Raw genomic sequence first — 26,785 nt, forward strand, 5'->3', positions numbered from 1 at the left:
GTGCCGAACCGCTTCTATCGCCGTCGTTGGAACGAGACCAGAGGCGATGAGTTCGACGACTGGGGCCGCTCGCTCTGGTATCTCGAGGTTGGCGATGACGGTTGGCCCGTCCGCCAGATCGAGGTGTACGACGCAGGCCACGTCCTTCGTTATGGGCCCAAGTGCGGCGAAGACCGCTACGGAGGCCTCGGCCAAGCCAGCCTCTACGACTCGGATGAAGACTGGAGTGGCTTCGAGATCACGGGTGTCGAGTTCGAGCGGATCTGGCACTCGGACGGCGAGTAACGGCCCTGCTGGTCAGTACGCCCGGAAGGCGGCAGAACAGTAAAACCTATCTGCGAGTTCGACGCCATCGTGTCGCAAGCCGCTGATGGCCCGGGTGATACCTGCCTTCGGTCAAGCGAGACCAGGCGTCAGCACCCGGCAAATCTCAGAGCCTCGTCACGGAGTCCCTTCAGCACTTCGATGTTCTGCAGCATGGCGCCGGGGTCGTAGGTATTGGTCAACCTTAGCCTCGACATCCGATCGAGCACCTCCTCGTCGGCCAACTGGGCCAGCCACGCTGCGATCTGCTTGCCGTCCGGGGAGCTGTCCACTTGGCCGATCAGATCGGCCAGGTCGGTCCGTACGACTGCCGCGCTTAAGCGCCGAGCGTGGCATTGTGCGGCTGATGTCGTCGAACCCATCGATATAGCGCGGCGTTCGTCCTGATGACCAACGACGATCTCATAGCGCGTCGGAAGCGCTGGCTCGGGCGGCTCCGTGCCCGTGACTAGGCGCGGCACCGCCTGGGTGCGGACCCAATGGCAGATCTCATCGAGCTCCTGCATCAGCACTGGCCACTGGCCCGTGCCCGGTCGATTGATCCCGACCGTTGGAAACAGGGTGACGGGAATGATGGTGCCGATCGGTGTCTCCGCGATGACGTCCCCCACACGCAGCGGCTCTTCGGGCTGCGGTGGCAGGTCGCGGACCGAGCGGGGCAACCGGTTATCCTGGTACATGGCAGCCAAGCGGACCGCAGTGATCGCGGGCGTCCTGTGCTTTGCGTGGTTCGTGTGGAGCACCAGTCGAGCCAGAGGGTGCATCTGAGGATCGCTCTGACGGTGAAAGGGCTGTAGGCGATCGATCCGCCGCACGAGTTCGCTGCCAGCTCGCAGCGCTGCCGGACGGTTACGGAGCTGCTTCTTCGTCCACTCCTCGAACTTTTCGCATGTGTCCGACGCGGGCATTTCGACCAGCCTGGCCGCCTTCTCGTCGAGCGGCGCGCCATCCAGAAACTCGACTTCGGCGAACAGCGCGTGCTCAAGCGCGGCCCGTAGTGCCACCAACGCGTCGGCGACGAGGAGTGGCACTTTGCGTGGGATCGGAGCCACGCTGCCCACGACGGTCCGACTGACCGGCCCCGCCGGTACCTCACGCAAGCCGATCACGCCGTGGGACTGTGTCTGGTAGCCATAGAGCAGATCGCCGACCTGTCCGATGAGCTCATCCGCATGCGAGAGCGTCGCGGCGACGCCGAGATGGCGCTCGGGGAGCCAATGGGGCGTCGAGTCCGTCACGCCGTGATCTTACGCGGTGCCGAAATCGGGTGCCCTCGGTGCAACGCACCCGTTCTCGTACGACCCACGCTGTGCGCATGAGAAGCTTCAATGCGCTTCCCTTCATGGGACAGAAGTTCACATTAGGAGTGACCAAGTGCTTGCGGCTGCACCGGGGACCAAAGACTTTAAAGCTGCCTCGTGGGGGGCATCGGACGCCTACGTGTCCTCATCAAGGAAGTCACGCTTTGATCCCAGGGCGTCAGCTACCCTGAGCGGCAGCTCGCCTTGTGGTGAATCACAAACTGGCTCCACCGGCACTCCCGTCGGCATGAGCGCACGCAGCGCAGCAGCAGCGAGGAATTCGCCCCAAAGAGCCTACCTTCAGTTACCGCGCCCTCCGTTCTCGTGAAGTAGGCCATGGAGGCTTCTGAATAACTGACGCCCAGAGATCACCAAGTCGTCGAAGGTAACAACATCGATAAGACTGCTGTTAACACACCAGCGCCGCAGCTTTTTCTCTTGCTTCTCCGTCAGAGCCGACCTTCTCCCGATAACCAGGAGTCCTCGCGGATTTTCAATGCTTGGAAGCTTGCTGCGAGCATATTCACCACGTTCCGCAACCCAGCCTTGGAAGTCGAGAACTTGCCCCAGGGCATGGGAGAACTCTCCGGTAAAGTCATCCTTCTTGTTGAAGATTCTGTCCTTTGGCTTCTCAATCTCAACCACCAGGTACCGGAAATCGTGCCTCCTGATGACGAAATCCGGGACGTAGTCGTCACCAAACTGATGTTTCGGCACTACCTCTGCAGCTAAGGGATCCAGGACAGTAGGATGATGCTTGAGAAATTCCTGGTAGCTCGATTCTCCGAGATCTTGGGCCACCAAGGCTTCGAAATCATCGAGGAGCGAAGGGGGGACAGAGATTGAGCCGGCCGCGAACACCCTCATTACGTAGTGAGAGAAGTCATTAACTCCGCCGACCACATGATTGGCGCTGGCTTCCTCGCTGGCAAGTGTCATTACCCTCGAGAACAGCGACCGATTCTCCTTCGACGCATTGATTAGTTCGTCGAGAGCAATCTTCGCCTCCCGCCGGGCGCCATCAGCGATCGGAAACGACTTGCCTAACAGGGACCTAGTGTAGCCATCACCTGGGATAGCTTCGCCCGAGGCCGCCAGCCACAACGCCCTGACTGCATACTTGGCCCATGATTTATAACTTTGATCTGCGGCAATCTCGGTTAGTAGCCGAACGCCAGGGTCACCCGCAACAAGAGCGGCACCCGCCGCAATTTCCGCGTAGCTCATCCTCTCGGTGTAACCGATCCGCCGCTCATCCCTGAGTACTTGCTCGACTAGCCCAAGCTCGCCAGCCTGGCCGAGCGCGACAAATACTCCAGCTATTTTTCTGATAGACGCATCAGCCTCGTCATGCCTGGCGCGGCGGTTCGCGTCTTCCTCTCGCGGCGCTTGCGGTTGAGCGTCTAGCCACCACATCGTGAACTGCTCCGGCCTCAATTTGGTTCTTCCCCGGCTCAACATCTCTCCAACATGTGACTTATCTTAGGAATCTTGCATTTGCGGCATTTCGACGCCTCGCACCAGGGGCTGCAACGCATTATTGCACCCCATTGGCCCGCGTCTCGTGAGCCCGTCGGGGAATCTGTGCCAGCATTACCGTCAGTCGCTACCTGAGAGACTACCCAGGGTGACACTCTCATCGGCAGATGTGGAAGCCGGAGGGAGCCGGGCGGCAGCCGACGTCTATGTCAGGCTGGGCGGACTCAGCCACGCCATCGGTGCGCCGTTGAGAGCGGCGTCAGCTAGGCGCTGGGCGGACGGCGTCTTGAGTGCCGCCTGCGAGCTATCGATCCAGCGTTGAACGTCCGCGACTCCCTGATGCCGGTACTCGACCGCTTGGACGAGGCACTCCAACTTGTCCGCGTCCCGGGCCACGACCGCTTCCAGGGTTTCGCCGGCCTCGTACTCGGCGACGGCAGCGTTGATCAGATCGGCTACGGCGGGCGGGCAGTCGGCGACCTGGTCGGCGGTGACGGCGGTGTTGGGCGCAGCGGTGAGGTAGCGTTTGGCGATGTGGGGGATGTCGGTGATCCGGGTTTCCTGCGTGTCGTGCAGGATGCACAACATCGAGACGCGAGCCGGGTCGGCGCCCTCCATGGCCGCGAGCATCATGCCGATGAGCGCCGTGCGGAACGAGTGTTCGGCGATCGACTCCGGATGCTTCACGCCGGCGAACCACCATCCGGTGCGCGCGGCGCGCTTGAGCGCGCCCGCCTCGAAGATGAAGCTCATGGCTCCTGCATGAGGATCGTTGTCCACCGGAAGTGCCCTCTCACCCGCTGAGCTCGTCGACACCGCATCCCCCTCGCCAGTCGTCAGTCGATGGGGAGACGGTAGACGAGGTCATACCGGCCGCCTGGTAGCACGATGTCGGCCGTCTCCACCGGCGTACCGCCCGCGGTGTAGGTCCGCTCGATGGTGTGCACGAACGTGCGGGCCGGCAGGTTGAGCGCCTCGACCTCCTCTGCGGTCGCCGAGCGAAGGCTGACGCGCTCCACAACCTCGTCGACCCGCACGCCGATGGTGTCCATGCGTGCGACGACGCCCTTCACGTCGCTGTCCTCGGGCCACTCGATCGGAGTGTCCTTGGTGAGAGCAAGAGGCTCGTGCGACACGGAAAGCTGTATCGGTTCACCGTCGGCGAGGAAGCGGTACGACGTCCGCATCACCGGTGCGCCCGGCTCGATGCCGAGCCGGGCGGCAATCCGCTCATCGGCCCGCTCATGTCGGCTGTCGTGCTCCCAGGTGCCCTGCTGCCCGGCGCCGGCCGCGTCGCGCGCGAACGGGGAAGTCGGCCCGTCGTCGGAGCGAACATCGCGGCCCCGGGCGTGACGAACCAGCCGGGTGGTGCCTCGGACGTATACGCCGGATCCGGCGCGACCCTCCACGATGCCCTCGCCCTTCAGCACGGCGATGGCCCACTTGGCGACGGTCCGGCTCACGTCGTACTGGCGCATCAGGCCGGACTCGGACGGCAACCTCGCTCCGGTGGGCAGCTCTCCGGACAGGATCGCGGCACGTAGGTCGGCGGCGATAGCCAAGTAGGCAGGCGGCATTGGCATGTCGGCGGCACCTCCGGTCAGCCCAACCAGTCGACCACAGAGCGCGGGGGAGCGGCAGGTAGGAACCCCTCGACGTCAATGCGAGAGCACCGATCCACGTACACTGGCGCACGGGTATGCCGGCTCACCGGCCGGTGCCGAAGTCCCAGCCCTCGTCCTGGGAGGCAGGCGAGACATGGCCAGCAAGGCCGACACGATCGGTGCCCGGATCCGCTACTGGCGGATGCGCCGTGGCGGGATGAGCCAGGCCGTCCTCGCCGGGCTCGCCGGGGTCAGCCAGTCCTACATCTCCCAGGTCGAGTCCGGCCGTAAGACGATCGACAGGCGCTCCACTCTGGTCGCCGTCGCCGCCGCGTTGCAGATCACCGTCGCGGACCTGCTCGGTCAGGGCACCGAGACGGGCGATCCGGCACGCGAGCGCGCGGCTGAGTGCGTGCCGGCAATCTGGTCGGCGCTGATCGAGATCGAGGACGGTGAGCGGCGGCCGTCGACGCGTACCCCTGAGGAACTGGCGGCGGGAATCGCCCGCAGTGAGCGGCTCCGTCACCGCTCCAACTTTCCGGCCATGGCCCAGATGCTGCCCGGCCTGCTGTTGGAGGCGGCTGCGGCAGACGGGCCGGCGCTCGCGCAGGTGGCGTACCAGGCGTCGGCCTGCCTGCGGCACCTCGGGTACCGCCACCTGGCGTTGAACGCGGCGCGGGTGGCGGTGACGGCGGCCGAGGACGTGGAGGAGGCGGCGTGGCTGGGCGCGACCCGTTTCGCGTACGCGCAGAGCCTGCCGATCGAGTCCGCTTCGCTCGCCGCGCGGGCGGCTGACCGGTCGCTCGCGGAGCTTCAGTCCGCCGCCTCCGACGAGCGGGTCCGGCAGATGCTCGGCCAGTTGCACCTGTCTGCGGCTCTGGCCTCGACAGTCAGCGGGCACCTCGACGACGCGCGTGACCATCTGACCGAGGCTGCCCGGGAAGCGGCGACCCTCGGCGACCCGGCGGACGGCATGGGGTTCAACGGCTGCGGTTTCGGGCCGACGAACGTGACGCTGTGGGAGATGTCCATCGCGGCCGAGTCCGGCGAGCCGGGCCGGGTGATCGAGCTGTCCCGCACGGTACGGCCGCAGGTGCTGGCGGCGTCGATCCGGCAGATGTCGTACTGGCTCGACCTCGGGCGGGCGCTGGCCGATTCCGGTCGCCGGGACAACGAGGCGATCGCGGCGTTCGTGCGCGCCGAGCAGGCCGCGCCGGTGCCGTTCTCGCTCAACCCGCTCGCCCAGGACGCCGTCGTCGCGATGGCGCAGCGGGCCAAGCGGCGGGCCGTGCCGAACGAGCTTCGTCTGCTGGCCGGGCGTCTGGGCATCAGCCTGGCGGCATAACCAGCGGTAATTTCTCCATCACCATGCGGCCCTAGTGTCCGTTTTCGGGTGAGGAAGCGCCTCATCCTGCCGGGCGCGCCGCACTTCCTTGTGAAGTGATCCGTCGCGCCGGAGCGGACGGAGGTGGTGATGGGCGGGCGAAACGGTTGGCGCCGCACGGGGCAGGAGACGCAGCAGGCCGAATGGGAGGCGGCGAAGAGGCGGATTCTCGCACTGGCTGAATCGGATCACTCGCAGGCAGCGCCCGGTGAGTCGGCAGCGGCCCAAGCGCCGCGCCGGGACGCCGACTTCGTCGCACCCGTCGAGCGGCGCCTGCCGTACGAGGGTTACCTCCTCGCTGTCGCGTCGACGCTCGTACGCCGGCATCGCCCGGCCTGGTCGTGGCGGAAGTGGCGGTGGGTGTGCCGGTGTGGTGCGGACCTGCCGTGCCGGAACCGGCACCGCGTACCGATCAATCGCGGTCACTGGCCGTCGCAGGAGGACCAGTGAGCACTGCGGAACAGGCGATCCTCGCGGTGCACGTACGGGGTCTGGACGGCATGTGCGTGGGTTGCCGGCTGTGGTGGGCGCGGCTGACTCCGTACCCCTGCTGGCAGGTCGCGTGGGCGACCAGCCGGCAGGCGCGCGCGAGCGTCGCCCGCTTCCTCGGGGTGCGCGGGTGAGCACCCACGGGCCGGTGCCGCCGGTCTGGACGTGTGGCGGGTGCGGTGCGCCGTGGCCGTGCGCGACGCGGCGGCGGGAGCTGCTTGCGGAGTACGAGGGCGCGCCGGTGTCGCTTGCGGTGTACCTGGGGGCGCAGTTGGTGCGGGCGACGGCGGATCTGAGCTGGGCGCCGGCCGGGGCGTTGCATCGGCGGTTCCTGGGGTGGGTGCGGTGAGCGTGTTGCGGGCCGGGGACGAGAAGTTCCACTACAGCGACGGGTACGCACTCGACGGATCGTGTGATCCCGGCCGATCGTGCGGCGAATGCGAGACTGAGCGGGTGACTCACCCGCTCGCGCGCCGCGTCTATGACACCTGCCATCTCACCGGCCGGTTCCATCTGCGATCCGGGCAGGTCAGCGACGAGTACTTCGACAAGTACCTGTTCGAGGGGAAGCCCGAGCTGCTGCGCGAGGTCGCCGAGGCGATGGTCGCTCTGCTGCCGGAGTGCGACGTGTTGGCGGGGATGGAGATGGGTGGCATTCCGATCGCCACGGTGATGTCACAGCTGACCGGGCTGCCCACGGTCTTCGTGCGGAAGCAGGCGAAGGAGTACGGCACCGCGAAGGTGGCCGAGGGCGGGCCCGTGAGCGGTCTGCGGGTCGTGGTGATCGAGGACGTCGTGACCACCGGCGGCGCGCTCCTGGCCTCGTGCGGACACCTGCGGTCGGTCGGCGCGCAGGTGGAGACGGTGGTCTGCGCCATCGACCGCGAGCAGGGCGGCCGGGAGAACCTGGCGGCCGAGGGACTGCACCTCCGCGCTGCCCTCACCCGCCGGGATCTGGAAGCCGCACTGACGGCGTAAGGCTAGGGCTGCGCCGGGCCGCTGCTGACGTTGTACGAGTTCTTGGCGGCGACCACTGCTGCCTGGATGTGCTCGGGGTCGACGCCGTGGACGTTGAGCGGCGGGTGTAGACGCCGGACGAGTTCGGCCTCGATGTCCGCCGGCTCGGGGTCCTCCGCCCAGGTCAGGCGCAGGTGCGTGTGCATCCACGCGGTCAGCCGCGTCTCGTCCTCGGGGACCAGGACGACGCGGTCGGTCCAGGTCGTCCGGTAGCCCTCGGACACGAGGAGCCCGGCCAGCGTGCGGCGCAGCGTCGAGCTGCCCGACCGTCGCAGATGGTTGCGCAGGATCCGGCCCCGCAGGCTGGTTGCCCGGCCGAGATAGAGCAACCGCCGCGACGGGTCGCTGTCGTTCGGTGGCCCGGGGAGGTCGGGAAGGACCGAGGGCGGGGCCCACCAGGCGTAGACGCCGCTGCCACGGGCGAGGCGCTTGACGGCGACGTCGAGCGCGACCGGCGGGCCGGAGAGCAACCGCAGGGCCTCGTCGACCCGTTCTTCGTCGGTCGGGACGTCGGCGGATCGCCGTTCGGGGAAGGTCACCGGGACCATCCTAGGCGGTTGGCGGGTTCCCTTGACTCTCGACCCGGTCGAGGGCCGACCCTTCCCGGGTGACGTCTGAGAAGCACGACCGACGATCAGTCCCACTCGCGATCGACCTGGAGACGCTGCGGCCGGTGCTGCGCGCCGGCTGGGGAGCGGACACCTGCGACCCGCACGACGTGCAGGATTGGCACGCCGGCAACCCAGCCCGTGGTCAATGCGGGGTGACCGCACTGATCATTCAGGACCTGCTCGGCGGAGAGCTGATCCTCGGCGAGGTCCACGCCGGGGACGCCAGGGTCGGCTACCACTACTGGAATCGACTGGCCGACGGCCGCGAGGTGGACCTGACTGCTGACCAGTTCCAGCCGTCGGAAGTCGTTGTCGGCGGTCAGGCTCAGCAGCGCCCGCCGGGACCACCCGTCCGGTGCCGCCGACAGTACGAGATCCTGCGGGACCGCGTCCTCGTCGCCCTCTACGGCGGCAATCCGGGTTGACGGTCGCGACGGCGGGTTGCCTGAACTCGTCCGGCTGGCGCCATCTTCATAGACTCCCGCCTGTGCGAGTTCGTCTGGTGATCGCCGGGGTGATTGTCGTGCTGGCCGTGGTCGCGGCGACGGTGGCCGGGGTGCGCTGGTCGACGGCCGGTGAACCGGTCTCCGTCGCGGCGCCGTCCGGGGCGTCCACCGTGCTGCCGGAAGGCGCGTACGAGGACGTCGTCGACAACCGGGCGCTCGAGGTCTCCGTCGACCTGAGCAACGACCGCGGCCGGCCGATGGTCGACACGTACGCCATGCCGTCCACGACCGCCTGGGAGCAGGTCCGGTCCGCCGTCGCCGGGCAGCTCGACGGATGGGAACAGGTCGGGGACTGCGCCGACACGGGGGAGCGGCGGGTGCAGTGCTCCTGGTCGGAGCCGACCCGCTGGTGGCCCCGCACGGTGCGGATCGTCTTCCTCCGGCCCGCCCCGCCCGGTGGCGACCAGTCCTACGAGTGGCCCGACAACACCTTCCTGGTGGTCGGCTCCGCACCCGGCGCCTCTCCTACGCCACGGACGTCCGCCCTTCGGTGACGCCCGGATGAGCTTGGTGGCGGCGTTCGTACCGATCTGGATCCTCACCGCGATCGGCTACGCGGCCTGTCGCTGGGGCCTGCTGGGCGAGGCGGCTGCCTCCGTGCTCGGCCGGTTCGTGTTCCACCTCGCGATGCCGTCCGCCCTGTTCCTGGCCCTGTCCCGGATGCCGCTGTCCGGGCTCGCCGGCCGCTCGCTGCTCGCCTTCGGGGTGAGCACCGCCGCGGTGATCGGGGCCGGGTGGGCCGGCGCGAGCCGGCTGTTCGGTCACGAGCCCGGCGAACGGCCGATCTGGGGCATGGCCGCCGGGTACGTGAACTCGGCGAACCTCGGCATCCCGATCGCGACGCAGGTTCTCGGCAGCGTGTCTTTCCTGGCCGAGGTGGTGCTGCTCCAGGTGCTGGTGGTGACGCCGGTGATCCTGGTCGCGCTGGACCGGCACCGCGACCCCGCCGGGCGGGTGCGGGTGCGCCGGATCGCCTCCCTGCCCGTACGCAATCCGGTGATCCTGGCGTCGCTGCTCGGTGTCGCATGCTCGGCTGCGGGCGTGCGCCTGCCGTCGGCGGCCGCCGCGCCGCTGACCCTGCTGGCGGGCGCCACGGCCCCGGCGGCGCTGGTCGCGCTCGGCGCGTCGCTGCACCGCACCGCGTCGTCACTGGCCGAACCGGCCGAGCCCGCCGCGCTCGCCGTGATCACCGCGCTGAAGCTGGTCGTACAACCGGTCATCGCGTACGCGACCGGGCTGGCCCTGCACCTGCCCGCGCCGCAGTTGCTCGCCGTGGTGGTGTGCGCGGGCCTGCCGACGGCGCAGAACACGTTCATCTTCGCCCAGGAGTACGGCACCGGCGAGACGGTGGCCAACCGGGCGGTGGTGGTGACCACGACGCTGTCACTGGCCACAGTGGCCGCGGCGGCCATGCTGCTCGGGTAGCTGCCGCTACGCGGGGAAGTGCCTCCAGTTTCCCTCGGAGACCACCTCGACGGTGCCGTCGGCCACCGTGATGGCCGTCTGGTCGTCGATCGCGTACGCCGGACCGGCGATCTCGGCCGCCCATCTCTCGGCGGCGGCCATGGTGTTATACGGTTCGAGGCCCAGGTGCGGGAAGATCGAGAAGTCGACGAGCCCCAGGGCGCGGTCGTCGGGTGCGGACTGCCACTCGACGAATTCCGTGCCGACCCGTGGGGTGAGCACCATGCTGCCGGCACTCAATCCCACCCAGACGGTGTCCCGCAGCGACGGCAGGAGGGCCGCCAGGCCGGACTGCCGCATCCAGTGGCACAGGTACGTCGCGTCGCCGCCATGCACGAGGATGGCGTCTGCCTCCCGGACCCAGGGGACCCATCGCTCCTCGCCGATGCTGGGCAGCGCCGTCAGTTCGAGGACGCCCAGCGACTTCCAGCCGAGACCGGTCATGGGCAGTGGCGTCTGGCCGGTGATGAAACGCCAGGCCGAGGCCGGACCGCCCATCGGGTAGGCCGCCGTGGGGATGCAGAGTGCGTTGGACTCGGCTATCGGCTTGCCCAGCAGGCCGACCAGCGCATCGTGGATGCTCGGGTTCTGGACACCCGCGGATGTGAGTAATAGCTTCACGCCTGCCTCCTGTGCGTGGCGGTCATGCGGACGCCGTATCGAAACTCGTCGCCGATCCGAGCGGGTGCCGGTGCGAACGACGAGGACGTGGCGTCACTCGCGGATGTCCATCGCGGAAACCAGCCCGTTGTCGAGGCGGTAGACGTGCGTGACGGTGTGATCCGCGAGCTTCGCTCCGGCCTTGTCGTGGACGACTTGATGAACGGTGACGGCGATGCGACCGTCGGCCTCTGTGCGGAACGCGGTCGGCGTGACGACGGGTTCGAGCTGGTCCCACTGCCGTCGCCAGTAGGCGCCCACCTGGCCCCGGCCGCGAAGGACGCCTCCTTCCCAGCCGTTCGGCCACGAGACGTCAGGCGACATCGCGGCCAGCAGCGCAGGGATGTCACGCTCGTTGAACGCCGCGTACAGGTTCGTGAGCAGGGCCTCGGGAGAAAGGCGCCTCGGCGGATCCATCGAATCAGTATGGCCCTGGGGATGACACCTCATGGTGACCTCTTCGCGCTCAGCAGAACGCGATCCTCGGCAGAGCCGGACGGTGGAACGTCGGCCCGCCAACCGGCCCTCGGCCGGTCGGGACGCGAGGCGAGGAACTCCTTGACTCTCGACCCGGTCGAGGGATGACCCTTCCCGAGTGACGTCTGACGAGCGCGACCACCGATCAGTCCCTCTCGCGATCGACCTGGAGATGCTGCGTCCGGCGCTGCGCGCCGGCTGGAGATGCTGCGTCCGGCGCTGCGCGCCGGCTGGGGAGCGGACACCTGCGACCCGCACGATGTGCGGGATTGGCACGCCGGCAACGCAGCCCGTGGTCAGTGCGGGGTGACCGCGTTGATCGTTCAGGACCTGCTCGGCGGAGAGCTGATCCTCGGTGAGGTCTTCGCCGGAGACGCCAAGGTCGGCCACCACTACTGGAATCGACTGGCCGACGGCCGTGAGGTGGACCTGACTGCTGACCAGTTCCAGCCACCGGAGATCGTCGTCGGCGGTCAGGTGCAGCACCGCCCTCCCGGCCCACCCGGGCGTTGCCGCCGGCAGTACGAGATCCTGCGGCACCGCGTCCTCGTGGCCCTCTACGGCGACGGATCGGTGAACTGATCCTGGTGGGCTGGTGTCGGTTCCGCGCCGGCTTTCGTGAACCCGCCCCGGCGAGGCGTCGGCGAGGACGGTGGGCCGTCCGCGAGGCTGTGGGCGTGGAGTACGTGTCCAGAGTGCCGCGACCGCCACTGGACGGGCTGATCGACGACCTCTACTAGCTGGCGGGTTCGCCGCCGTACCCCCGGCTGACGCTGCCGCCGATGCCGGTGACGTCGGAGGCCAGGTGCTCGCCGCGGGCCTGGTCGACGAGGTACGCATGGACGTCGTACCAGTGGTCCTCGGGTCCGGCAGGCGCTTCTTCGGGCCGGTGGACGCGCAGCACCTGCTGGCGGACCCGGACGTGGTGATCCCGGGCGACCGGGTGCTCCACTTGCGCTATCGGGTGCGCCGCTCCGCCCGGTCAGCGCGGTCCGAGCCCGGTGCGCCCATCGATCAGTTCGCGTACGACGTCCAGGTGGCCGGCGTGCCGGGCGGTCTCCTCGATGACGTGCAGAATGATCCGGCGTAGGTCGGTGGTCTGCGACGCTATCGTCTCGTCCGGATGCCGGCCGGCGGGTGCCGCCGTCAGCGGGGCCCCGGCGATGATCGCGTCCGAGATGTCGCACTGGTCGCGGTAGAAGGCGAAGACGTGGGGCGGCGGTCGAGTGGTGCGCAGTGGTGTGTTCTCGTCCGGCCAGGGCAAGGGCTCCGCCGCACCACGGAAGACCTCCTGGAACCAGTGGCGTTCCGCGTGCCCGAGATGCTCCACCAGCCCGAGCGGCGACCATCCGGAGGGCAGGACGGATGTCCGCAACGCGATCTCGTCCAGATCCGCCAGGATGGCCCGGACACTCGCGCGCTGATAGTCCAGGAACTCACACAGCGCGGCCTTCTCCACATCGACTACCAACACGCCGGCAAGCTAGCTGCCACCCCCGACACTTTCGCCGCCACACGGTCGGCGACCGGGTTAGCTGGCGAACCAGACGACGAGTCGTACGTTGTCCTCGCCGTGCCGTTCGGCCAGTTCACGCATGCCGTCCAGTACCGCGCGCAGCGCCGGGTCGTGACGCAGCACATCGCCGTGGGACAGGGCACGGTGGCTAGGCTGTGCCGGTGTGGAAGGCGGGGTCCCGGGGTGACCGTCGTGGTTGACGCGGACGACGTCCGCCGGGTGGCGCTGTCGCTGCCCCATGTGGTCGAGATCGACAGCGACGGCTTCGACTTCCGGGTCGCCGGCAAGGGATTCGTCTGGTCCTATCCCGAGCGGAATCCCGGGAAACCGCGCCGCATCCGCACCGACATCGCCGTGCTGTACGTGGGCGACGAGGCGGAGAAGCAGGCGTTGCTCCTGGGCGAGCCCGACCTCTTCTTCACCACGCCCGCGTACGACGGGTCACCCCTGGTCATGCTGCGCCTGGCGTACGTCGGCGTCGAGCGCCTGACGGAACTGGTCACCGACGCGTGGCGGATGCGTGCCCCCGACTCGCTCACCGGTGACCTCGACGAGGGCACCGGAGCGTGAGCCGGCCGTCTCTGCCCTCGTCGTCGGTGTCGACGATTGACAGGTTCGCACCGGGCGAGGAATTGTTGTCGCCGAGCCCGCGATTCGCGTGGGCACTCCGCATGAGGGAATGACGCCTGTGATCCGGGTAGGCCGAGCGGCCGCCTGAGTGTCGACCACGCGACGGATGACCGTCGCGCGCCTGCGACACGGCGGGGCGGCCCGACGATTCCTCCGCCCATCGCAGCTTCTGTCATGCATCGAGGTCTCACGGTGAACATGGATGCCCGCATCCAGCAGTCAGTCGTCGTCAACCTGTCCCGCCGGCCCGCGCCGGTCGAGGTGGGGCCCTTCGTGCTCGGGCTCGACCCGACCACTACCAGCCCGTACGTCAACTACGCGACGCCGCGTCCCGGCGCCGCCGTCACCGCTGCCGACGTCACCGCCCTGGTCGCGGCGTTCGGCGCCGCGGACCGCAAACCCCGTCTGGAGTACGTCACCAGTTGCGTCCCCGATCTGGAGGCGCTGCTGACCACCGCCGGCTTCGTCGTGGAAGCCCGGCACACCTACCTGCTCTGCGTGCCGGAGACGCTGGCGTCCCCACCCGTGCCGGACCACTTCCACCTGTGCGCACCGGGTGCCGATTCCCAGCGCGCGGCGCTGATCGGCGCGCAGAACGAGGCGTTCGGCGACGACTCGGTCCCCTCCGAGGCTGACGTGGCTCGGCTGCGGCGTCAGCAGGACGCCGGAGGCGTGGCCGTCATGGCCGTCGGCGACGACGGCACCTGCGCGGGCGGCGGCGGTGCTGCCGCGCCGGTCGGCGCGGTCAGCGAGGTGGCCGGCATCGCCGTACGCCGTCCGTACCGCCGCCGGGGACTGGCGTCCGCGATCACCGCCGAGGTGACCCGGCGACTGTTCGGCGCCGATACCGAGGTCGCCTGGCTGGAGGCCGGCGGCGAGGACTCATGGCGCGTCTACGAGCACGTCGGCTACCGGCCCGCCGGTCAGCGGCTCTACCTCACCATGACCTGAGGACGGAGCAGCCGGGTGCCGCGGCATCCGCGAGACGCCACCGAGGACTTCGGGGCCGACCGGATAGCCGTTAATGCCGCGCTGATCGCTGAGGCTCCGGGTACACCTGACCGGTGATCCTCATTCAGCGGGTCCGCGTCCGGTGGACCGCCGACGCCCGCGGTGCGCCCGCCGCGAACGCCCGCAGCGGCCTCGCCCGGCCGAGGCCGCTGCCCGGGCCGCTTCCGGAGGCCGAGGTGGTCGTCCACGACGTGCTCGCCGACCAGGCGGTCGGCTACCAGGACCGGGAAGGGGTACGCGCCGGCGGCGTCGCGCTGGCCCGCGAGGCCGGGCTGTGGCTCGGGTCCGGCCGGGCGTCGGTCGTCGTGGACCGGCTGCCCGGGTCGGCGGGGTATCCGCGTCCGTCGGCGTCGGCACGGCTGTTCACGCTCGCTGCGGGGCAGGTCGGCCGTTACCGGGCCAACTTCCGGTTCACCGGGTGCGCGTGCAGCCCGAGCTGGTACTACGAGGAGTGGCTGGTGCACGTCGCGCACGGCCCGGTGGCGCGTTTCGGGTACGGCGAGCCGGACCGCGACGTCGACCACCGGGTCCGGTTGTACGGGGGCGCGCGCGTGGGGGAGCCTTCCTGACCGTGTGAGCGTGACCTGAGCGGCTGATGCGACCCGGCTACGCTCCGGGCGGTGTCCGAGCCGTACACGGCGTTGTACATGGTCCACTCCGGTCAGCCGGAGGGGTGCGGGGAGCCGAACCGTACACCGGTGGCCTGTTCGGACAGCTCCCACAGGCGGCGGCCGTGCTCGGGGTCGGTGGCGGCGGGGGAGAGCCTGCCCGGCGCGGGGTGGCCGCGCAGCTCGGCTGTCCCGCCGGGCGCGATGAGCCGGCCCGACCTCGCCGTGGGGTCGGTGGCGGCGAACAGCTGCGGCCAGGCGCCGCTGTCGGCCGGCTGGGCGAGCAGCGGGTTGCCGATCCGGCCCAGCAGGATCCGCCAGATCCCGGTGGTGGCGCTCGTCTGCAGGTTCGTGGCGGCGTAGCCGGGGTGGGCGAGGACGCTGCGCAGCGGGCTGGCCGCCGCGCGGAGCCGGCGGTGCAGCTCGACGCCGAAGATCGCGTTGGCCAGCTTCGACGTGTTGTAGCAGCCCATCGGGGAGTACCGCCGCCCACCGGGCGGGTCGGGGAAGGGCGGCCTCGCCCGCCGGTGGTTGACCGAGGTGACGGTGACCACGCGGGGATCGCGGCCGGCCAGCAACAGCTCCAGCAGGAGGCCGGTGAGCGCGAAGTGTCCGAGGTGGTTGGTGGCGAACTGCAGCTCGTGCCCCTGCGGGCTGAGGTTGTGCGGCGTGGCCATCACCCCGGCGTTGTTGATCAGTACGTCCACCCGGCGGTGGTCGGCGTGCATGCGGGCGGCGAACTCGCGTACCGAATCGAGGTCGGCCAGGTCGAGCCGCCGTACCTCCAGATCCACGCCGGGCCGGGCGGCGGCGATGCCGGCGGCGGCCCGGCGGCCCTTCTCCTCGTCGCGGACGGCCAGCACCACGCGCGCGCCGCGGGCGGCGAGCGCCCGGCTGGTGACCAGGCCGAGGCCGCTGGTCGCGCCGGTGACGACGAAGGTACGGCCGCTGAGGTCGGGGATCCGTTCCGGTGTCCAGCCGTCAGCACTCATGAGTCTCACTGTGCGCTTAGTGGCACTGAGTGTCAATGGAAGCGTCGGGTGTCATGCAGGACATGGCATAGCATCGACTGATGGCATCTCGTGCGGGCAGCAGCATGGCCGAACGCAAACGCCGGCTCGTCGCCGACGAGCTGCGCGACGCCGCCCTGATGCTCCTCGCCACGCGCGGCTTCGACGCGGTGACAGTCGACGACATCGTGGCGGCCGCAGGCATGTCGCGGCGCACCTTCTTCCGTTACTACGCGTCCAAGGAGGACGTGGTCGTCCGGTTCCTGGCCGACATGGGAACGGACGTCGTCGCCGAACTCGCCGCGCGACCGGGCAGCGAGCCGCCGTCGGTCGCGCTGCGCCACGCCGTCTGGGTGCCGCTCGCCTCCTGCACCGGCCATCCCGACCACGCCGAGCGGGCCCGGGTCGTGGTCCGGCTGATCCTGGACGCCCCGGCCCTGCACGCCCGCTGGCTGGAGCGCCAGATCCAGTGGCGTGCCGGTCTGGCCGCCGAACTGGCCGCGCGCCACGGCCTCGACCCGGACACCGACCCCTACCCGCGGCTGGCCGCCGGGATGGCCCTGCTGGCGTTCGACACGGTGCTCCAGCAGTGGCGGGCGGGCGACGACGAGCAGCGCCTGGCCGAGCTGACCGACCGCGCGTTCGCGATGGTGGCCCCGGCCCTCGACGCCAGTCACGGGGCACACGAGCCGGACCGCCGCCGCTAGGGTCATGATCATGGACATCCTCCGATACGCGGCGTTCACCGCCGACCCCGCCGGTGGCAATCCGGCCGGCGTCGTGCTGGACGCCACCGGCGCGGGCGACACGGAGATGCGGCGGGTGGCGGCGCAGGTCGGCTACTCCGAGACGGCGTTCCTCGTGCCCGCGCGCGACGGACGGTTCACGGTGCGCTACTTCAGCCCGAAGGCGGAGGTGCCGTTCTGCGGACACGCGACGATCGCGTCGGCGGTCGCGTACGCCGAGCGGCACGGCCCCGGTGTGCTGCACCTGGACACCCGCGCCGGGCTGGTCGAGGTCGCCACGAGCATACGGCCCGACGGCACCACCACCGCCACGCTGACGAGCGTCGCGCCGCGCACCGTACCGCTGGGCGCGGAGGATCTGGCGGCGCTGCTCGCCGCGTTGCGCTGGTCGCCGGACGATCTCGACGCGACGCTGCCGCCGCGTGTCGCGTACGCCGGGGCCTGGCATCCGATCGTGGCCGCCGCGACCCGGCAGCGCCTGGCGGACCTGGACTACGACATGGCCGCGCTGGGCGCGCTGATGGCCGAGCGGGACTGGACGACGATCGACCTGGTGCACCGGGAGTCCCCGCTGCTGTTCCACGCGCGCAATCCGTTCCCGCCCGGCGGCGTGGTCGAGGACGCCGCGACCGGTGCGGCGGCCGCCGCGTTCGGCGGCTACCTGCGCGAGCTGGGCCTCGTGGAGCCGCCCGCGACGGTCACCGTGCGGCAGGGCGAGGACATGGGCCGTCCGAGCCTGCTCACCGTCGGCATTCCCGCCGGCCCCGGCGCCGGGATCACGGTGACCGGCACCGCCGTGGCCATCCCCGAGGCGGCCCGGTGAGGCCGGACCACTGCTTCATCTTCTTCGTCCTCGAAGCACACTGAGACACCGAGGCGCGTGACGTCGGATCCGGGGCGGCTCGTTCGTAGTACGGGTGAGAGGCGGCCGGACCGGGCCGCCCGGACAAGGGAGTCATGGCATGCCGCGGTACCTGATCTCGTTCAACGACGGCGCGATGGACCACATCCCCGCCGAGGAGATCCCCCAGGTGGGCAAGGACGCGCACGCGGTCATCCAGGAGGCCGTCAACGCGGGCGCGTTCGTGTACGGCACCGGGCTCGAACGCCAGCAGGCGAGCATCGTGGGCACGGACGGGGTGGTCACCGACGGGCCGTTCCCGGAGACCAAGGAGGTCATCGGCGGGTTCGTGGTCCTCGACGTGGCCTCACACGACGAGGCGCTGAAGTGGGCCGCCAAGATCGCTGGCGCGTGCCGCTGCGCCCAGGAGGTCCGGGAGATCATGCCCGACCCCGAGACGGAGGCGATGCTCCGCGCGGCGGGCCGCTGACCGGTCCGATGTCGACGCGATGACCCGGTGGGCGTGGCACCCGGCCCGGGGTCACGCCCACCATGATCGCTAGCCTCAGGCGGTGAAACGTGAACTCGCCGCACTCTCCCTGCTGTTCGTCGTCTCCGCATGCGCACCCGCGGAGCCCGCGCCGTCGTCCGCCACTGCACCGTCGTCGTCCGCCGCGGCGTCGTCGGCCGCTCCGCAGGCCGGCTCGACAGCGCCCGCGGACAAGGTCGCGGCCGGGGCGTGCAACATGGTGGCCCGGGTGATCGAGCAGCAGGACGTCCGCTTCACCTCGAACTCGCCGATCGCCATGCGTGCCCGCAAGGCGGCCGATCCGGGTGTCCGGGACGCCGGCGAGCGGCTGGCGGTGGCGGCGAAGGAATCCGGGGACATGTTCGTCCGCAACGACCCGAACGAGGACACCGGCCCGGTCGACGCGCGCATGGCCGAGGCGCAGCGCGGGCTCCTGTCCGCGTGTACGGCGCTGTTCGGGCCGCAGCCGTGGCCGTTCGCACCGTCGCCGACACCGACCACCTGACCCGGGTGGTGCGCGACGCTCCTGTGGTGGTCCAGCCTCACGCCTGGCCGGCAGCCTGAGCGATGGCGAGCGTGTGCTGGTACTCGCGCCAGTGGGCCAGCTTGCCGTCCCGGGTCCGCAACACCCCGATGAAAGGCGCGGAGGTGGTCACCCCGGTCACCGTGTGCGTGCCGACGAGTTCGTACTCGACCACGATCACCTCGGGGTCGGCGGTCTCGTGTACGACCACGCCGCGGCAGTCGTCGAACCGCACCGGGAACGACGCCCGGCCCGCTCGCGTGTACTCGAGAACGGGCTGCTTCCCCTCGGTGCGCGTCGGGTGGCCGGGCGCGGCGAAGGGCGTCTCGACCACCACGTCGTCGGCCAGCGAATCCGCGTCGAAGGCGGGCAGACCGGCCAGCCATCTGGCGCGCATGCTCTCGAAGATCTGCTGTGGTGTCACGCCGGCCTCCGCAATAATGAGTCATTACTCGACTTGTGTCGCAGAGAATAATGAGTGGAGACTCACTTTGGTAGAGGGTCCGCCCCTGCGCGCCGACGCGCAACGCAACCGGGCACGCATCCTGGACGCCGCCGAGGCGGTCTTCGCCGAGTTCGGCGCCCGCGCCTCCACCGAGGAGGTGGCCCGCCGGGCCGGCGTCGCCATCGGTACGGTCTTCCGTCATTTCCCCACCAAGGAGGAGCTGCTCGCCGCGCTCATGAAGCGACTGCTCGCGCAGCTCGCCGAGGAGGCGGGAAGACACGACCTCTTCGGGTTCTTCAGACACACGGTGGCGCAGGCCGCCGCGAAGAAGACGGCAGTTGAACTGCTCGCCGGATCCGGCGTGGACATCCGGCTTCCGGACGCGGTAGGTCACCTGGAGGAGGCAGTGGGCAGACTGCTGGCACGGGCCCAGGCCGCCGGAGCCGTCGCCGACTCGGTACGGCTCCCCGAGGTGATGGCGCTGCTCGCCGGCATGTGCCAGGGCGCGCTGCACGGCGGATGGGACGAGCATCTGCAAGCCCGGACGCTGGCGGTCGTCTTCGCCGGCTTCGAGCGCGGGTGACGGTCCGGCGCGGATCACGCCGCGGTGAACCGCGAAAAACCGGTTGGCCCGCCCCGGCGAGCGCTGTTAACTTGCCGGTGGCCGTGCCGGAGAACGAGGGAGGTGGTACCCGTGACCGCAGTAACGACATGGGTGCTCCCCTCGGGGGTCACGGCCGGGCGATAGGTCGTCCGGGAGCGCCGTCGCACTCCCGAAAGGCACGACCATGCGCTTCACCTCCGAACAGCGCCTCGCCGACGGCGTCCGCGAACGCGAGTTCACCCTCGGCGGCATCCCGGGCATCCTGTGGACGCCCGCATCCACGTCGGCGCCGGCCCCGCTGATCCTGCTCGGCCACCCCGGCGGACTGCGCCGGATGTACCCCCGCCTGGCGGCCCGGGCGCAGGGCTGCGTCGAGCAGGGCTTCGCCGCCGCCACCATCGAACTGCCCGGCGGCGGCGACCGGCCCGCGACCGCCGCCGCCGAGCAGGCCCGCGCCGACCTGCGCCGGGCACTGGCGGCCGGCGAGCGGGTCGCCGACGAGGTGGTCGACCGGCTCGTCCTGCCGCTGGTGGAGGAGGCGGTCCCGGAGTGCCGGGCCGCGCTGGACGCCCTCCTCGCGCTGCCCGAGGTCGGCGGCCCGGTCGGGTACGCCGGCGGGGTGATCTCGATCGGCGTACGGCTGGCGGCGGTCGAGGCGCGCATCGTGGCCGCGCTCCTGTTCGCCGGGAGCTTCGTGCCGCGCACCATCATCGAGGAGGCTCGACGGGTCACCGTCCCGCTACATGTCCTGTTGCAGTGGGACGACGAGGGCAACGATCGGCAGATGGCACTGGACCTCTTCGACGCCTTCGGCTCGGCGGAGAAGACGCTGCACGCCAACATGGGCGGGCACACCGGCGTCCCGTGGTTCGAGGGGGAGGCCGCGAACCGCTTCTTCGTCCGGCACCTGAAGGCGGGCCCACCGGCGGCGACCTCGGCGGATCCGGGGGAGCGGACGCAGTCCGGCCAATAGGGTGATCGCATGGCGCCCGTGAGCGGACTGGACCACGTCGTCATCGCCGTGTCCGACTGGCGGGCCGCCACCGGCTTCTATCGCGACGTCGTCGGCGCCGAGGTGATCGGCGTCGGCGGCGACCGCGTCGCCTTCCGGATCGGCCCCCACCGGTTGAGCGTGCACGGGCCGGGTCTCGACCTCGGCGGCAACGTGGCCCGGATTCCCGTCCGTCCGGGCAACAGCGACATCTGTTTCGTCTGGGCGGGGCCGATCGAGGAGGCGGTGGCGCACCTGCGGCGGCACGACGTCGAGGTGGAGACCGGACCGGTCCGGCGGGTTGGTGCCGGTGGCGCCGGGACCAGCGTCTACTTCCGCGACCCGGACGGAAGCCTGCTGGAGTTCATCTCCTACCAGCAGACGCCGTAACGGCATCGCTCGATCGTGACGCCCCACGAGGCAGGTGCAGCCGCCCGACCGGCACCGCGATCACCTCGATCCTGACCACGCCGCCGGCGGTCAGCCCAGCCGCAGATCGTGCTCGTCGAGGGCGGCCTCGATGATGCCCAGCGCCTTCGGCCCCATGCCGTGCAGGCGGGCCAGCTCCGCGCGCGGCACCCCGGCGAGCTGGCGCAGCGTGGTGTAGCCGGCCGCGTGCAGCGCCCGCGTGGCCGGTGCGCCGATCTTCGGCAGGCGATCCAGAGGCGACGTCATCGCCCGATGCTAGACCGCCACGGTACGGCTCGCCTGCCCGTCTCCCGGCCGTCAGGGACGGAATGGGGGAAACACCTGACGGGCAAATCGGGGCGTTTCCGTATGGGACTCGGGCGGGACGCCGCTGAAGAATCGACAAGCATCCACACACTGGGAGGCGCCGTGTTCCGACGTACCGTGGCGATCGCTCTGGCCGCACTCACCGTCCTGACGGGACTGCCCGGCGCGGCGCGCGCCGATGGTCCGAGGCAGCGGCTCGCCTGGGGCGAGTGCGCGGACGATCTGCCGGACCTCCCGCCGGATGAGCGCGTGCGGTGCGCCCGGCTCCGCGTGCCGGTGGACTGGGCGCGGCCGGACGGCCCGACGTTCGAACTCGCCGTGGCACGCCGGCTGGCGCGAACGCCGGAGCGGGTGGGCACACTGGTGTTCGGGCCGGGCGGCCCCGGCGACTCGGGGGTGGAACGCATCCGTAAGGGCGACCGGTTCAGCGACGAGTTGCTGGACCGGTTCGACCTGGTCAGCTTCGACCCGCGTACGGCCGCCCGCACCGCCGCGCCCGTCTGCACGCCCGATCCGGTGCTGCGCAAGCCGCCCGTCCCGCTGACCGGCCAGGCCGACTTCGACGCCGCGGTGGCCTACAACCGGGCGCTGTGGGCCAGGTGCCGCCCGACCAGCCCGGTGTTCGACCACGCCGACACACTCAGCACGGTCCGTGACCTCGACGCGTTGCGGCGGGCGCTGGGGGAGCGGCGGCTGTCCTTCCACGGCAGCTCGTACGGCACGCTGCTGGGGCAGCAGTACGCCGAGCGGTACCCCGGCCACGTGCGGGCGGTCGTGCTGGAGGGCGTGTTCGACCACAGCCTCGGCGTGCGGTCCTTCGTGCGGACACAGGCCGCCACGTTGCAGGACTCGTTCGACGAGTTCGTGTCCTGGTGCGACAGGTCGGCGGACTGTGTGCTCCACGACCGGGACGTCCGGTCGGTGTGGGCGCGGGTGCTGGCCCGCGCGGACCGTGGCGAGTACGCCCCCCGTACTCCCTTCGACGTCACCGCCGTGGCACTCGGCCTGCTCGCCGGCCCGCGCTGGCCGCAACTGGCCGCGACCGTGCGGGACATGGACGCCGGCACGCCGCCACCGGCTGTGAACCTCCCGCTCTCGGTCGCGGCGTTCTGCGCGGACTGGCCGGCGCGGGTGCGCGACTTCACCGAATACGCCGGCCTGGTCCGGGACGCCGCGGCCGCCGCACCGGACGTCCGGTATGGCGCCGGCCTGCTGGCCGTGCAGACCTGCCTGGGCTGGCCGTCCCCGGTCCGCAACCCGCCGCACGCGCTGAATGTGCACACCCGCACGCCGCTGCTGCTGCTCAACGCCCGGCACGATCCCCGCACCGGCTACGCCTGGGCGGTGAACGTCGCCCGGCAGTTGGGCCGGCACGGGCGCCTGGTCACCTACGAGGGCTGGGGCCACGGCACCTACCAGCGCACCGCCTGCACGGAGGCGGTGGTGGACAGATACCTGATCGACCTGACGGTGCCCGCCCCCGGCACGCGATGCCCCGAGGGCTGACCCGTGCCGCTAGACCGCCGGGTCCGACACCTCGGCGAGCCGGCGGCCGGCCGGACGCCGGTGCGGCAGCGCCGCCAGGCCCAGCACGAGCAGCAGCAGGACCACGCCGACCAGGAACGGCAGCGACAAGGTGGGCTGGCCGAGCCACTCCCACGGCACGTGCCAGCGCGGATGCGGCTCGTCCAGGTGGTGGGTGAGCATCAGCGGCACGCCCAGCAGGATCGGCGCGGTCCAGAACAGCATCGCGACGCCGTACAGGACCTTCGTCGGCCCCTGCACCAGCGGCCGCTGTCCCTCGATGCGCCGGCTGGCCCAGCCGAACAGCACCCAGCCGCCGACGGTGCCCAGCACGAAGCCGAGTAGCGCGGCGGGGTAGGCGGTGCCGGGGGTGGCGCGACTGAGGGTGATGTTCGTCGAGCCGTCGGCGGTGAGTTCCATGGCGAGGATGTGGTCGCCGCGTTCGGCGTACACGGTGACGTCGGAGGGGATGGACGCCCTGTCGCACTGCGGACTGCCGGAGACGCAGTCGTAAGCGTTGGCGTAGAAGGGCTCGTGGCGCTCCCACCCGGCGGCGTCCAGGCGTTGCCGTAGGTCGCGGAGGCCGCCGGCCGGCGTCTGGTCGAACGACGCGGTCAGCTCGGCCAGCGCGTACTCGCCGCCGTCGCCGAGCAGCAGCTCGGACATGAGGTCCTCGTTCAGCGGGTGGCTGTAGATGAGGAACACGGCGGGCGGGTCGTCCTGGTCGAGGTGGCTGACCTGCCGATCCGGATAGAGCTGCCCGACCACGGCGGCGAGGTCCCGGTGGTCGAGCGGGCGGGAGCCGAGCCACGCGAGCCAGGTGCCGAACGACCCGGCGAACAAACCGCAGACCACCGCGAAGACCGATGCCCAGGCCACCACGGTGCGGCTCGCCGGCCGTCCCAGCCGGGCGCGCAGACCATGGCGTACGAGATTCGCCGCCACCCGGGTGCGCCGGTGTGCCGCGCCGACGTCCCGTACCGTCTCCAGGATCTCGGCACCGCGCGCCCGGCGGTAGTCACGGGGGTAGGCAAGCAACAGCCAGCGGTGCATGGGTTTCTCCCTACGGGGCCGCGACGGCGGGGGTGTCAGGCGGTGCGGGGCCGCAGGGCGCGCAGCCGGGACTCGGCGGCGGACGCGAGCTGCCGCAGCCGTTCGGTCTGGCGGGCCAGCTCGGCCTGGCCGTCGGCGCGCAGCCGGTAGTAGCGGCGCAGCCTGCCGTCGACGACCTCTTCGTGGCTGAGTTCGACGAGACCCTGCGCGACCAGGCGGTCCAGCGCGGCGTAGAGCGTGCCCGGCAACAGGTTGACGCGACCGCCGGACAGACCGGCGACCTCCTGGATGATCCCGTAGCCGTGGCGCGGCTCGTCGGCCAGCGCGGTCAGGATCAGGAACGTCGCCTCGCGCATCTCACTCACCGAGGCAACATATACAGTCAATCAATACATCGTCAACGGTCGCCGAGCAGTCCGCGTTCGGTCAGGAAGGCGCGCAGCGTCCCGGCGTCCTCGGCGGACATCAGCCACCGGGGGATCACCGTGGCCGGCATCCCTCCCACGTACACGATCCAGAAATCAGGGGTCTCGGTGACGCGCTCCACGCCGTCCCAGGCGATGCCGCCGGACTCCGAACCGCTGCGCATCATGATGTTGCGGTCGTCGATGTCGTAGCCACCCTCGACCGCGTAGCCGCCGGAGCGGCGCCGGGCCCGCCAGCGCACCCACGGCGCGTACAGTATCGACAGCACACCTGCCACGATGAACGCGGTCCACAGCGACGCGAAGCGGCCACTCCGCTCCGACGCCTGCGAGGCGATCCAGCCGATCACCCCGATCGCGGCGAGGACCGCGCCGATGTAGCCGAAGCGGCGCAGCCGGGCGGCGGCGAGCGCGGCGGCCACGCGGGCCGGATAGGCGGGGTCGGCCGGTACGGCGAAACGGATCTGCACGCCCGAACGATAGTGCCCCGCCCGCCTGTCCCGAGCCGGACCCGCGCCGGCTGCCGGTCAGATCCGGCGCAGCACCAGCGTCACGAACCCCAGCACGCCGCGGTATCCGCCCAGCCACTGGTCGCGGTGCTCCCGGGCGGTGGCCAGCGCGTCGGCGGCATCCGGATGACCCGGGTTGTCAAGCGCCCACTCGGTCAGCGAACCGGTCCACGACCACTCGTAGTCGCCCCACTCGGCGGCGTCGCTGACGTGCGCGTACACCGGGGTCCAGCCGGCCTGCTCGGCGGCCGCGACCAGACCGGGCAGGTCGGTGTGGTCGTCGGGCTTCGCACCCAGCGCGGACAGCGCCTCCGGCGTCGGCGGCACCTGCCAGAATCCCTCGCCCACCATCAGGATGCCGTCGGCGTTCACGTGCCGGCCCGCCAGCTCCAGCGTCTCGCCGAACCCGCCGAACGCGTGCGTCGACCCGACACAGAGCACCAGGTCGTAGTCACCGTCCGGCACGTACGACCGGGCGTCGCGCTCGTGCAGCGTGAGCCGGTCGGCGAGGCCGCGCACGGTGGCGGCCTCGGCGGCGCGTTCCAGCGCGTACGGGTTGAGGTCCACGCCGTCGGCCTGCCCGTCCGGGTGGTGCGCGAGGGCCTGCAACGCCCACGCTGCCTCGCCGCAGCCCAGGTCGAGGATCCGGGCCGCCGGCCGGCGACCGGCCCGGCGCAGCAGCCGGTTGACGTTGACGCCGGAGAGTGGGGCCGCGATCGGGTGGTGCGAGTGCGCGATGCTGCTGAGCCGTCGACGGTCCATCACCGCAGTCAACACGAGCACGACCGGATTGTCCTGCCGGTCAGGTGCGGCAGACGATCGTCGCGTCGTCGGTGGCGACACCCTGGCGTGCCTCCGCCGCCCGGACCCGGGCGATGACCTCGGCCGGGCCGTCGGTCTCCAGCAGGCGCAACAGCCCCGGCCAGTCGGTCAGGCCGAACGTGTCCGCGAGACGGCTCGCACCGTTGCTGAGCAGCGCCGCCGTGCCCACCTCGCCGGCCGGGCACTCGCCGGTGACCGCCTCGGCCACCACCGTCGGGTCGTCCTTGGCGACCCAGAACCCACCGGGACTGTTGCGGCGGGACCGCAGTTCCATCATCAGCCGCCGGTACTCTTCGCTGCCGACGGGCACGCCGGTCAGCCGCTCCTCGAAGGACCGGGCGATCACCACCTCACGCGGATCGTGCGCGACGACCGGCTCACCCGTCGTGCGGCCCACGACCGCCACCGCGTCGCCGAGGACCAGGTGCTCGACCAGGTCATCGGAGAACCGGAGCATCGCCACCGCCGCGAACGGGCTGATCGGATGGGCGACGTCGCACGTGTCGCGGTGCGCGTCGGTGACCCGCTCGACGCCCTCGGCCAGCACGTCGCGCAGGCTCCGCTCCTCGGCCAGCGCGCCGAGCAGCGCGCCGCCGAGCCGGGTCGCGTACCAGGCGATGCCGTGGTGGCAGACCTCGTCCGCGCCGGCGATGCCGCCGGCGCCGTCGACCAGTACCAGGCCGCACGGTACGGCACCGGCGAAATCCTCGTTGCTGCGCCCGGGGTGCCCGGCGTCGGTCGCCAACGTCACCGTCACCACAGCCGTCTCCGTCCCTCGGGGTCAAGCCGGCGTAGTGAACACCCCGACGCCGCACCCTGGCAAGCCTTCACCGGAACGCTTGGGCGATAAAGGCGCATGTATCGCCGAAAAGGGAGTTTTTCGTTGCCCTGTCGATCAACAGCCGGGAAAGCGTGGGACTGCACCGCGTGGCAGCTCAAGATTTGCT

Annotated in this window: 35 protein-coding genes and 2 pseudogenes; 21 read left to right on the forward strand and 16 right to left on the reverse strand. The window is 70.6% G+C overall.

Going from position 1 to position 26,785, the window contains the following annotated elements:
* Positions 1-285 (forward strand): hypothetical protein, encoded by a 285-nt coding sequence (locus tag ACGFIA_RS16250; protein ID WP_357390628.1) that lies wholly within the window; start codon positions 1-3, stop codon positions 283-285.
* A gap of 128 nt (positions 286-413) precedes the next feature.
* Here ACGFIA_RS16250 and ACGFIA_RS16255 read toward each other — a convergent pair whose 3' ends face one another.
* The 4 genes from ACGFIA_RS16255 to ACGFIA_RS16270 all read right to left on the reverse strand — a co-directional run bounded on the left by ACGFIA_RS16255 (position 414) and on the right by ACGFIA_RS16270 (position 4,687).
* Positions 414-1,562: a hypothetical protein gene (locus ACGFIA_RS16255; protein ID WP_357471097.1), complete on the reverse strand. Its 1,149-nt coding sequence runs from the start codon at positions 1,560-1,562 to the stop codon at positions 414-416.
* Positions 1,563-1,925: 363 nt separating this feature from the next.
* Positions 1,926-3,062: a Shedu immune nuclease family protein gene (locus ACGFIA_RS16260; RefSeq protein ID WP_393260620.1), complete on the reverse strand. Its 1,137-nt coding sequence runs from the start codon at positions 3,060-3,062 to the stop codon at positions 1,926-1,928.
* Between the two features lie 246 nt (positions 3,063-3,308).
* A complete protein-coding gene (locus ACGFIA_RS16265; protein WP_357390622.1) occupies positions 3,309-3,857 on the reverse strand; it encodes an HD domain-containing protein in 549 nt (182 codons plus the stop codon).
* Between the two features lie 83 nt (positions 3,858-3,940).
* Positions 3,941-4,687, reverse strand: coding sequence for a GntR family transcriptional regulator (locus tag ACGFIA_RS16270; RefSeq protein WP_357390620.1), 747 nt, complete (start codon positions 4,685-4,687; stop codon positions 3,941-3,943).
* Between the two features lie 175 nt (positions 4,688-4,862).
* On the opposite strand from ACGFIA_RS16270, the gene ACGFIA_RS16275 reads away from it, so the two are divergent.
* The 4 genes and pseudogenes from ACGFIA_RS16275 (at position 4,863) to pyrE (ending at position 7,559) form a co-directional block, all read left to right on the forward strand.
* Positions 4,863-6,053 (forward strand): helix-turn-helix domain-containing protein, encoded by a 1,191-nt coding sequence (locus ACGFIA_RS16275; protein ID WP_357390618.1) that lies wholly within the window; start codon positions 4,863-4,865, stop codon positions 6,051-6,053.
* 302 nt (positions 6,054-6,355) lie between these two features.
* Positions 6,356-6,715: pseudogene (locus ACGFIA_RS16280) on the forward strand (hypothetical protein); the annotation flags it as partial.
* The gene (locus ACGFIA_RS16285; protein WP_357471089.1) at positions 6,712-6,930 is read left to right on the forward strand and encodes a hypothetical protein; all 219 of its coding nucleotides are present in this window, start codon (positions 6,712-6,714) and stop codon (positions 6,928-6,930) included. The pseudogene ACGFIA_RS16280 and the gene ACGFIA_RS16285, both read left to right, overlap by 4 nt.
* Before the next feature lie 104 nt (positions 6,931-7,034).
* On the forward strand, positions 7,035-7,559 hold the full coding sequence (gene pyrE / locus ACGFIA_RS16290) for an orotate phosphoribosyltransferase (protein WP_043324701.1): 525 nt from the start codon (positions 7,035-7,037) through the stop codon (positions 7,557-7,559).
* A gap of 2 nt (positions 7,560-7,561) precedes the next feature.
* Here the strand turns inward: pyrE and ACGFIA_RS16295 are convergent, their stop codons facing one another.
* On the reverse strand, positions 7,562-8,146 hold the full coding sequence (locus ACGFIA_RS16295) for a GIY-YIG nuclease family protein (RefSeq protein ID WP_357390616.1): 585 nt from the start codon (positions 8,144-8,146) through the stop codon (positions 7,562-7,564).
* Positions 8,147-8,205: 59 nt separating this feature from the next.
* Between ACGFIA_RS16295 and ACGFIA_RS16300 the strand changes: the two genes are divergently transcribed.
* From ACGFIA_RS16300 to ACGFIA_RS16310, 3 genes are all read left to right on the forward strand, one after another.
* On the forward strand, positions 8,206-8,634 hold the full coding sequence (locus ACGFIA_RS16300; RefSeq protein WP_357390614.1) for a hypothetical protein: 429 nt from the start codon (positions 8,206-8,208) through the stop codon (positions 8,632-8,634).
* A 62-nt stretch (positions 8,635-8,696) separates the two neighbouring features.
* On the forward strand, positions 8,697-9,209 hold the full coding sequence (locus ACGFIA_RS16305; protein ID WP_140946045.1) for a hypothetical protein: 513 nt from the start codon (positions 8,697-8,699) through the stop codon (positions 9,207-9,209).
* A 7-nt stretch (positions 9,210-9,216) separates the two neighbouring features.
* A complete protein-coding gene (locus tag ACGFIA_RS16310) occupies positions 9,217-10,140 on the forward strand; it encodes an AEC family transporter (protein ID WP_357390612.1) in 924 nt (307 codons plus the stop codon).
* A gap of 6 nt (positions 10,141-10,146) precedes the next feature.
* Here the strand turns inward: ACGFIA_RS16310 and ACGFIA_RS16315 are convergent, their stop codons facing one another.
* Complete coding sequence (locus ACGFIA_RS16315; RefSeq protein WP_357390610.1) at positions 10,147-10,800, reverse strand: Type 1 glutamine amidotransferase-like domain-containing protein; 654 nt, start codon at positions 10,798-10,800, stop codon at positions 10,147-10,149.
* 93 nt (positions 10,801-10,893) lie between these two features.
* Complete coding sequence (locus ACGFIA_RS16320) at positions 10,894-11,256, reverse strand: nuclear transport factor 2 family protein (protein WP_357390608.1); 363 nt, start codon at positions 11,254-11,256, stop codon at positions 10,894-10,896.
* A gap of 375 nt (positions 11,257-11,631) precedes the next feature.
* On the opposite strand from ACGFIA_RS16320, the gene ACGFIA_RS16325 reads away from it, so the two are divergent.
* Both ACGFIA_RS16325 and ACGFIA_RS16330 read left to right on the forward strand, forming a co-directional pair.
* The gene (locus tag ACGFIA_RS16325; RefSeq protein WP_393260628.1) at positions 11,632-11,898 is read left to right on the forward strand and encodes a hypothetical protein; all 267 of its coding nucleotides are present in this window, start codon (positions 11,632-11,634) and stop codon (positions 11,896-11,898) included.
* Positions 11,899-12,100: 202 nt separating this feature from the next.
* Positions 12,101-12,289, forward strand: a pseudogene (locus tag ACGFIA_RS16330) (dihydrofolate reductase family protein); the annotation flags it as partial.
* Positions 12,290-12,298: 9 nt separating this feature from the next.
* Here ACGFIA_RS16330 and ACGFIA_RS16335 read toward each other — a convergent pair.
* On the reverse strand, positions 12,299-12,790 hold the full coding sequence (locus ACGFIA_RS16335; protein ID WP_357390604.1) for a DinB family protein: 492 nt from the start codon (positions 12,788-12,790) through the stop codon (positions 12,299-12,301).
* 234 nt (positions 12,791-13,024) lie between these two features.
* Between ACGFIA_RS16335 and ACGFIA_RS16340 the strand changes: the two genes are divergently transcribed.
* From ACGFIA_RS16340 to ACGFIA_RS16350, 3 genes are all read left to right on the forward strand, one after another.
* Positions 13,025-13,402: an MmcQ/YjbR family DNA-binding protein gene (locus ACGFIA_RS16340; protein ID WP_393260909.1), complete on the forward strand. Its 378-nt coding sequence runs from the start codon at positions 13,025-13,027 to the stop codon at positions 13,400-13,402.
* Between the two features lie 258 nt (positions 13,403-13,660).
* A complete protein-coding gene (locus ACGFIA_RS16345; RefSeq protein ID WP_393260912.1) occupies positions 13,661-14,413 on the forward strand; it encodes a GNAT family N-acetyltransferase in 753 nt (250 codons plus the stop codon).
* A gap of 113 nt (positions 14,414-14,526) precedes the next feature.
* Positions 14,527-15,042, forward strand: coding sequence for a hypothetical protein (locus ACGFIA_RS16350; protein ID WP_393260631.1), 516 nt, complete (start codon positions 14,527-14,529; stop codon positions 15,040-15,042).
* 92 nt (positions 15,043-15,134) lie between these two features.
* Here the strand turns inward: ACGFIA_RS16350 and ACGFIA_RS16355 are convergent, their stop codons facing one another.
* Complete coding sequence (locus ACGFIA_RS16355) at positions 15,135-16,073, reverse strand: oxidoreductase (protein ID WP_393260634.1); 939 nt, start codon at positions 16,071-16,073, stop codon at positions 15,135-15,137.
* Positions 16,074-16,153: 80 nt separating this feature from the next.
* Here ACGFIA_RS16355 and ACGFIA_RS16360 point away from each other — a divergent pair, with 80 nt between their 5' ends.
* The 4 genes from ACGFIA_RS16360 to ACGFIA_RS16375 all read left to right on the forward strand — a co-directional run bounded on the left by ACGFIA_RS16360 (position 16,154) and on the right by ACGFIA_RS16375 (position 18,712).
* Positions 16,154-16,798 (forward strand): TetR family transcriptional regulator, encoded by a 645-nt coding sequence (locus ACGFIA_RS16360; protein ID WP_393260636.1) that lies wholly within the window; start codon positions 16,154-16,156, stop codon positions 16,796-16,798.
* A 10-nt stretch (positions 16,799-16,808) separates the two neighbouring features.
* Positions 16,809-17,660, forward strand: coding sequence for a PhzF family phenazine biosynthesis isomerase (locus tag ACGFIA_RS16365; protein ID WP_357390596.1), 852 nt, complete (start codon positions 16,809-16,811; stop codon positions 17,658-17,660).
* A gap of 139 nt (positions 17,661-17,799) precedes the next feature.
* Positions 17,800-18,168 carry a YciI family protein gene (locus ACGFIA_RS16370; RefSeq protein WP_357390594.1) on the forward strand — a complete coding sequence of 123 codons (369 nt, stop codon included), beginning with the start codon at positions 17,800-17,802 and terminating at the stop codon, positions 18,166-18,168.
* 82 nt (positions 18,169-18,250) lie between these two features.
* Positions 18,251-18,712 carry a hypothetical protein gene (locus tag ACGFIA_RS16375; RefSeq protein ID WP_357390592.1) on the forward strand — a complete coding sequence of 154 codons (462 nt, stop codon included), beginning with the start codon at positions 18,251-18,253 and terminating at the stop codon, positions 18,710-18,712.
* Between the two features lie 37 nt (positions 18,713-18,749).
* Here ACGFIA_RS16375 and ACGFIA_RS16380 read toward each other — a convergent pair whose 3' ends face one another.
* Positions 18,750-19,154, reverse strand: coding sequence for a nuclear transport factor 2 family protein (locus ACGFIA_RS16380; protein WP_357390590.1), 405 nt, complete (start codon positions 19,152-19,154; stop codon positions 18,750-18,752).
* A 67-nt stretch (positions 19,155-19,221) separates the two neighbouring features.
* On the opposite strand from ACGFIA_RS16380, the gene ACGFIA_RS16385 reads away from it, so the two are divergent.
* The 3 genes from ACGFIA_RS16385 to ACGFIA_RS16395 all read left to right on the forward strand — a co-directional run bounded on the left by ACGFIA_RS16385 (position 19,222) and on the right by ACGFIA_RS16395 (position 21,160).
* The gene (locus tag ACGFIA_RS16385) at positions 19,222-19,758 is read left to right on the forward strand and encodes a helix-turn-helix domain-containing protein (protein WP_357390588.1); all 537 of its coding nucleotides are present in this window, start codon (positions 19,222-19,224) and stop codon (positions 19,756-19,758) included.
* Positions 19,759-19,963: 205 nt separating this feature from the next.
* Entirely contained in the window at positions 19,964-20,752 is a 789-nt protein-coding gene (locus ACGFIA_RS16390) for an alpha/beta hydrolase (RefSeq protein ID WP_357390586.1), read from the forward strand.
* A gap of 9 nt (positions 20,753-20,761) precedes the next feature.
* The gene (locus ACGFIA_RS16395) at positions 20,762-21,160 is read left to right on the forward strand and encodes a VOC family protein (protein ID WP_357390584.1); all 399 of its coding nucleotides are present in this window, start codon (positions 20,762-20,764) and stop codon (positions 21,158-21,160) included.
* Positions 21,161-21,250: 90 nt separating this feature from the next.
* Here ACGFIA_RS16395 and ACGFIA_RS16400 read toward each other — a convergent pair whose 3' ends face one another.
* Entirely contained in the window at positions 21,251-21,445 is a 195-nt protein-coding gene (locus tag ACGFIA_RS16400; protein ID WP_357390582.1) for a helix-hairpin-helix domain-containing protein, read from the reverse strand.
* Between the two features lie 162 nt (positions 21,446-21,607).
* On the opposite strand from ACGFIA_RS16400, the gene ACGFIA_RS16405 reads away from it, so the two are divergent.
* On the forward strand, positions 21,608-23,011 hold the full coding sequence (locus ACGFIA_RS16405) for an alpha/beta hydrolase (protein WP_393260641.1): 1,404 nt from the start codon (positions 21,608-21,610) through the stop codon (positions 23,009-23,011).
* 9 nt (positions 23,012-23,020) lie between these two features.
* Here ACGFIA_RS16405 and ACGFIA_RS16410 read toward each other — a convergent pair whose 3' ends face one another.
* The 5 genes from ACGFIA_RS16410 to ACGFIA_RS16430 are packed head-to-tail and all read right to left on the reverse strand — an operon-like array spanning position 23,021 to position 26,595.
* A complete protein-coding gene (locus ACGFIA_RS16410; RefSeq protein ID WP_393260643.1) occupies positions 23,021-24,082 on the reverse strand; it encodes a hypothetical protein in 1,062 nt (353 codons plus the stop codon).
* A 35-nt stretch (positions 24,083-24,117) separates the two neighbouring features.
* Positions 24,118-24,438 (reverse strand): PadR family transcriptional regulator, encoded by a 321-nt coding sequence (locus tag ACGFIA_RS16415; protein WP_357384279.1) that lies wholly within the window; start codon positions 24,436-24,438, stop codon positions 24,118-24,120.
* A gap of 41 nt (positions 24,439-24,479) precedes the next feature.
* Complete coding sequence (locus tag ACGFIA_RS16420) at positions 24,480-24,977, reverse strand: YcxB family protein (RefSeq protein WP_393260646.1); 498 nt, start codon at positions 24,975-24,977, stop codon at positions 24,480-24,482.
* A gap of 57 nt (positions 24,978-25,034) precedes the next feature.
* Positions 25,035-25,799, reverse strand: a complete 765-nt coding sequence (locus tag ACGFIA_RS16425; protein WP_393260649.1) for an SAM-dependent methyltransferase — start codon at positions 25,797-25,799, stop codon at positions 25,035-25,037.
* 19 nt (positions 25,800-25,818) lie between these two features.
* Entirely contained in the window at positions 25,819-26,595 is a 777-nt protein-coding gene (locus tag ACGFIA_RS16430) for a hypothetical protein (protein ID WP_393260651.1), read from the reverse strand.
* Positions 26,596-26,785 lie beyond the last annotated feature (190 nt).

The organism is Micromonospora sp. NPDC049203 (assembly GCF_043197215.1).
Lineage (GTDB): Bacteria > Actinomycetota > Actinomycetes > Mycobacteriales > Micromonosporaceae > Micromonospora.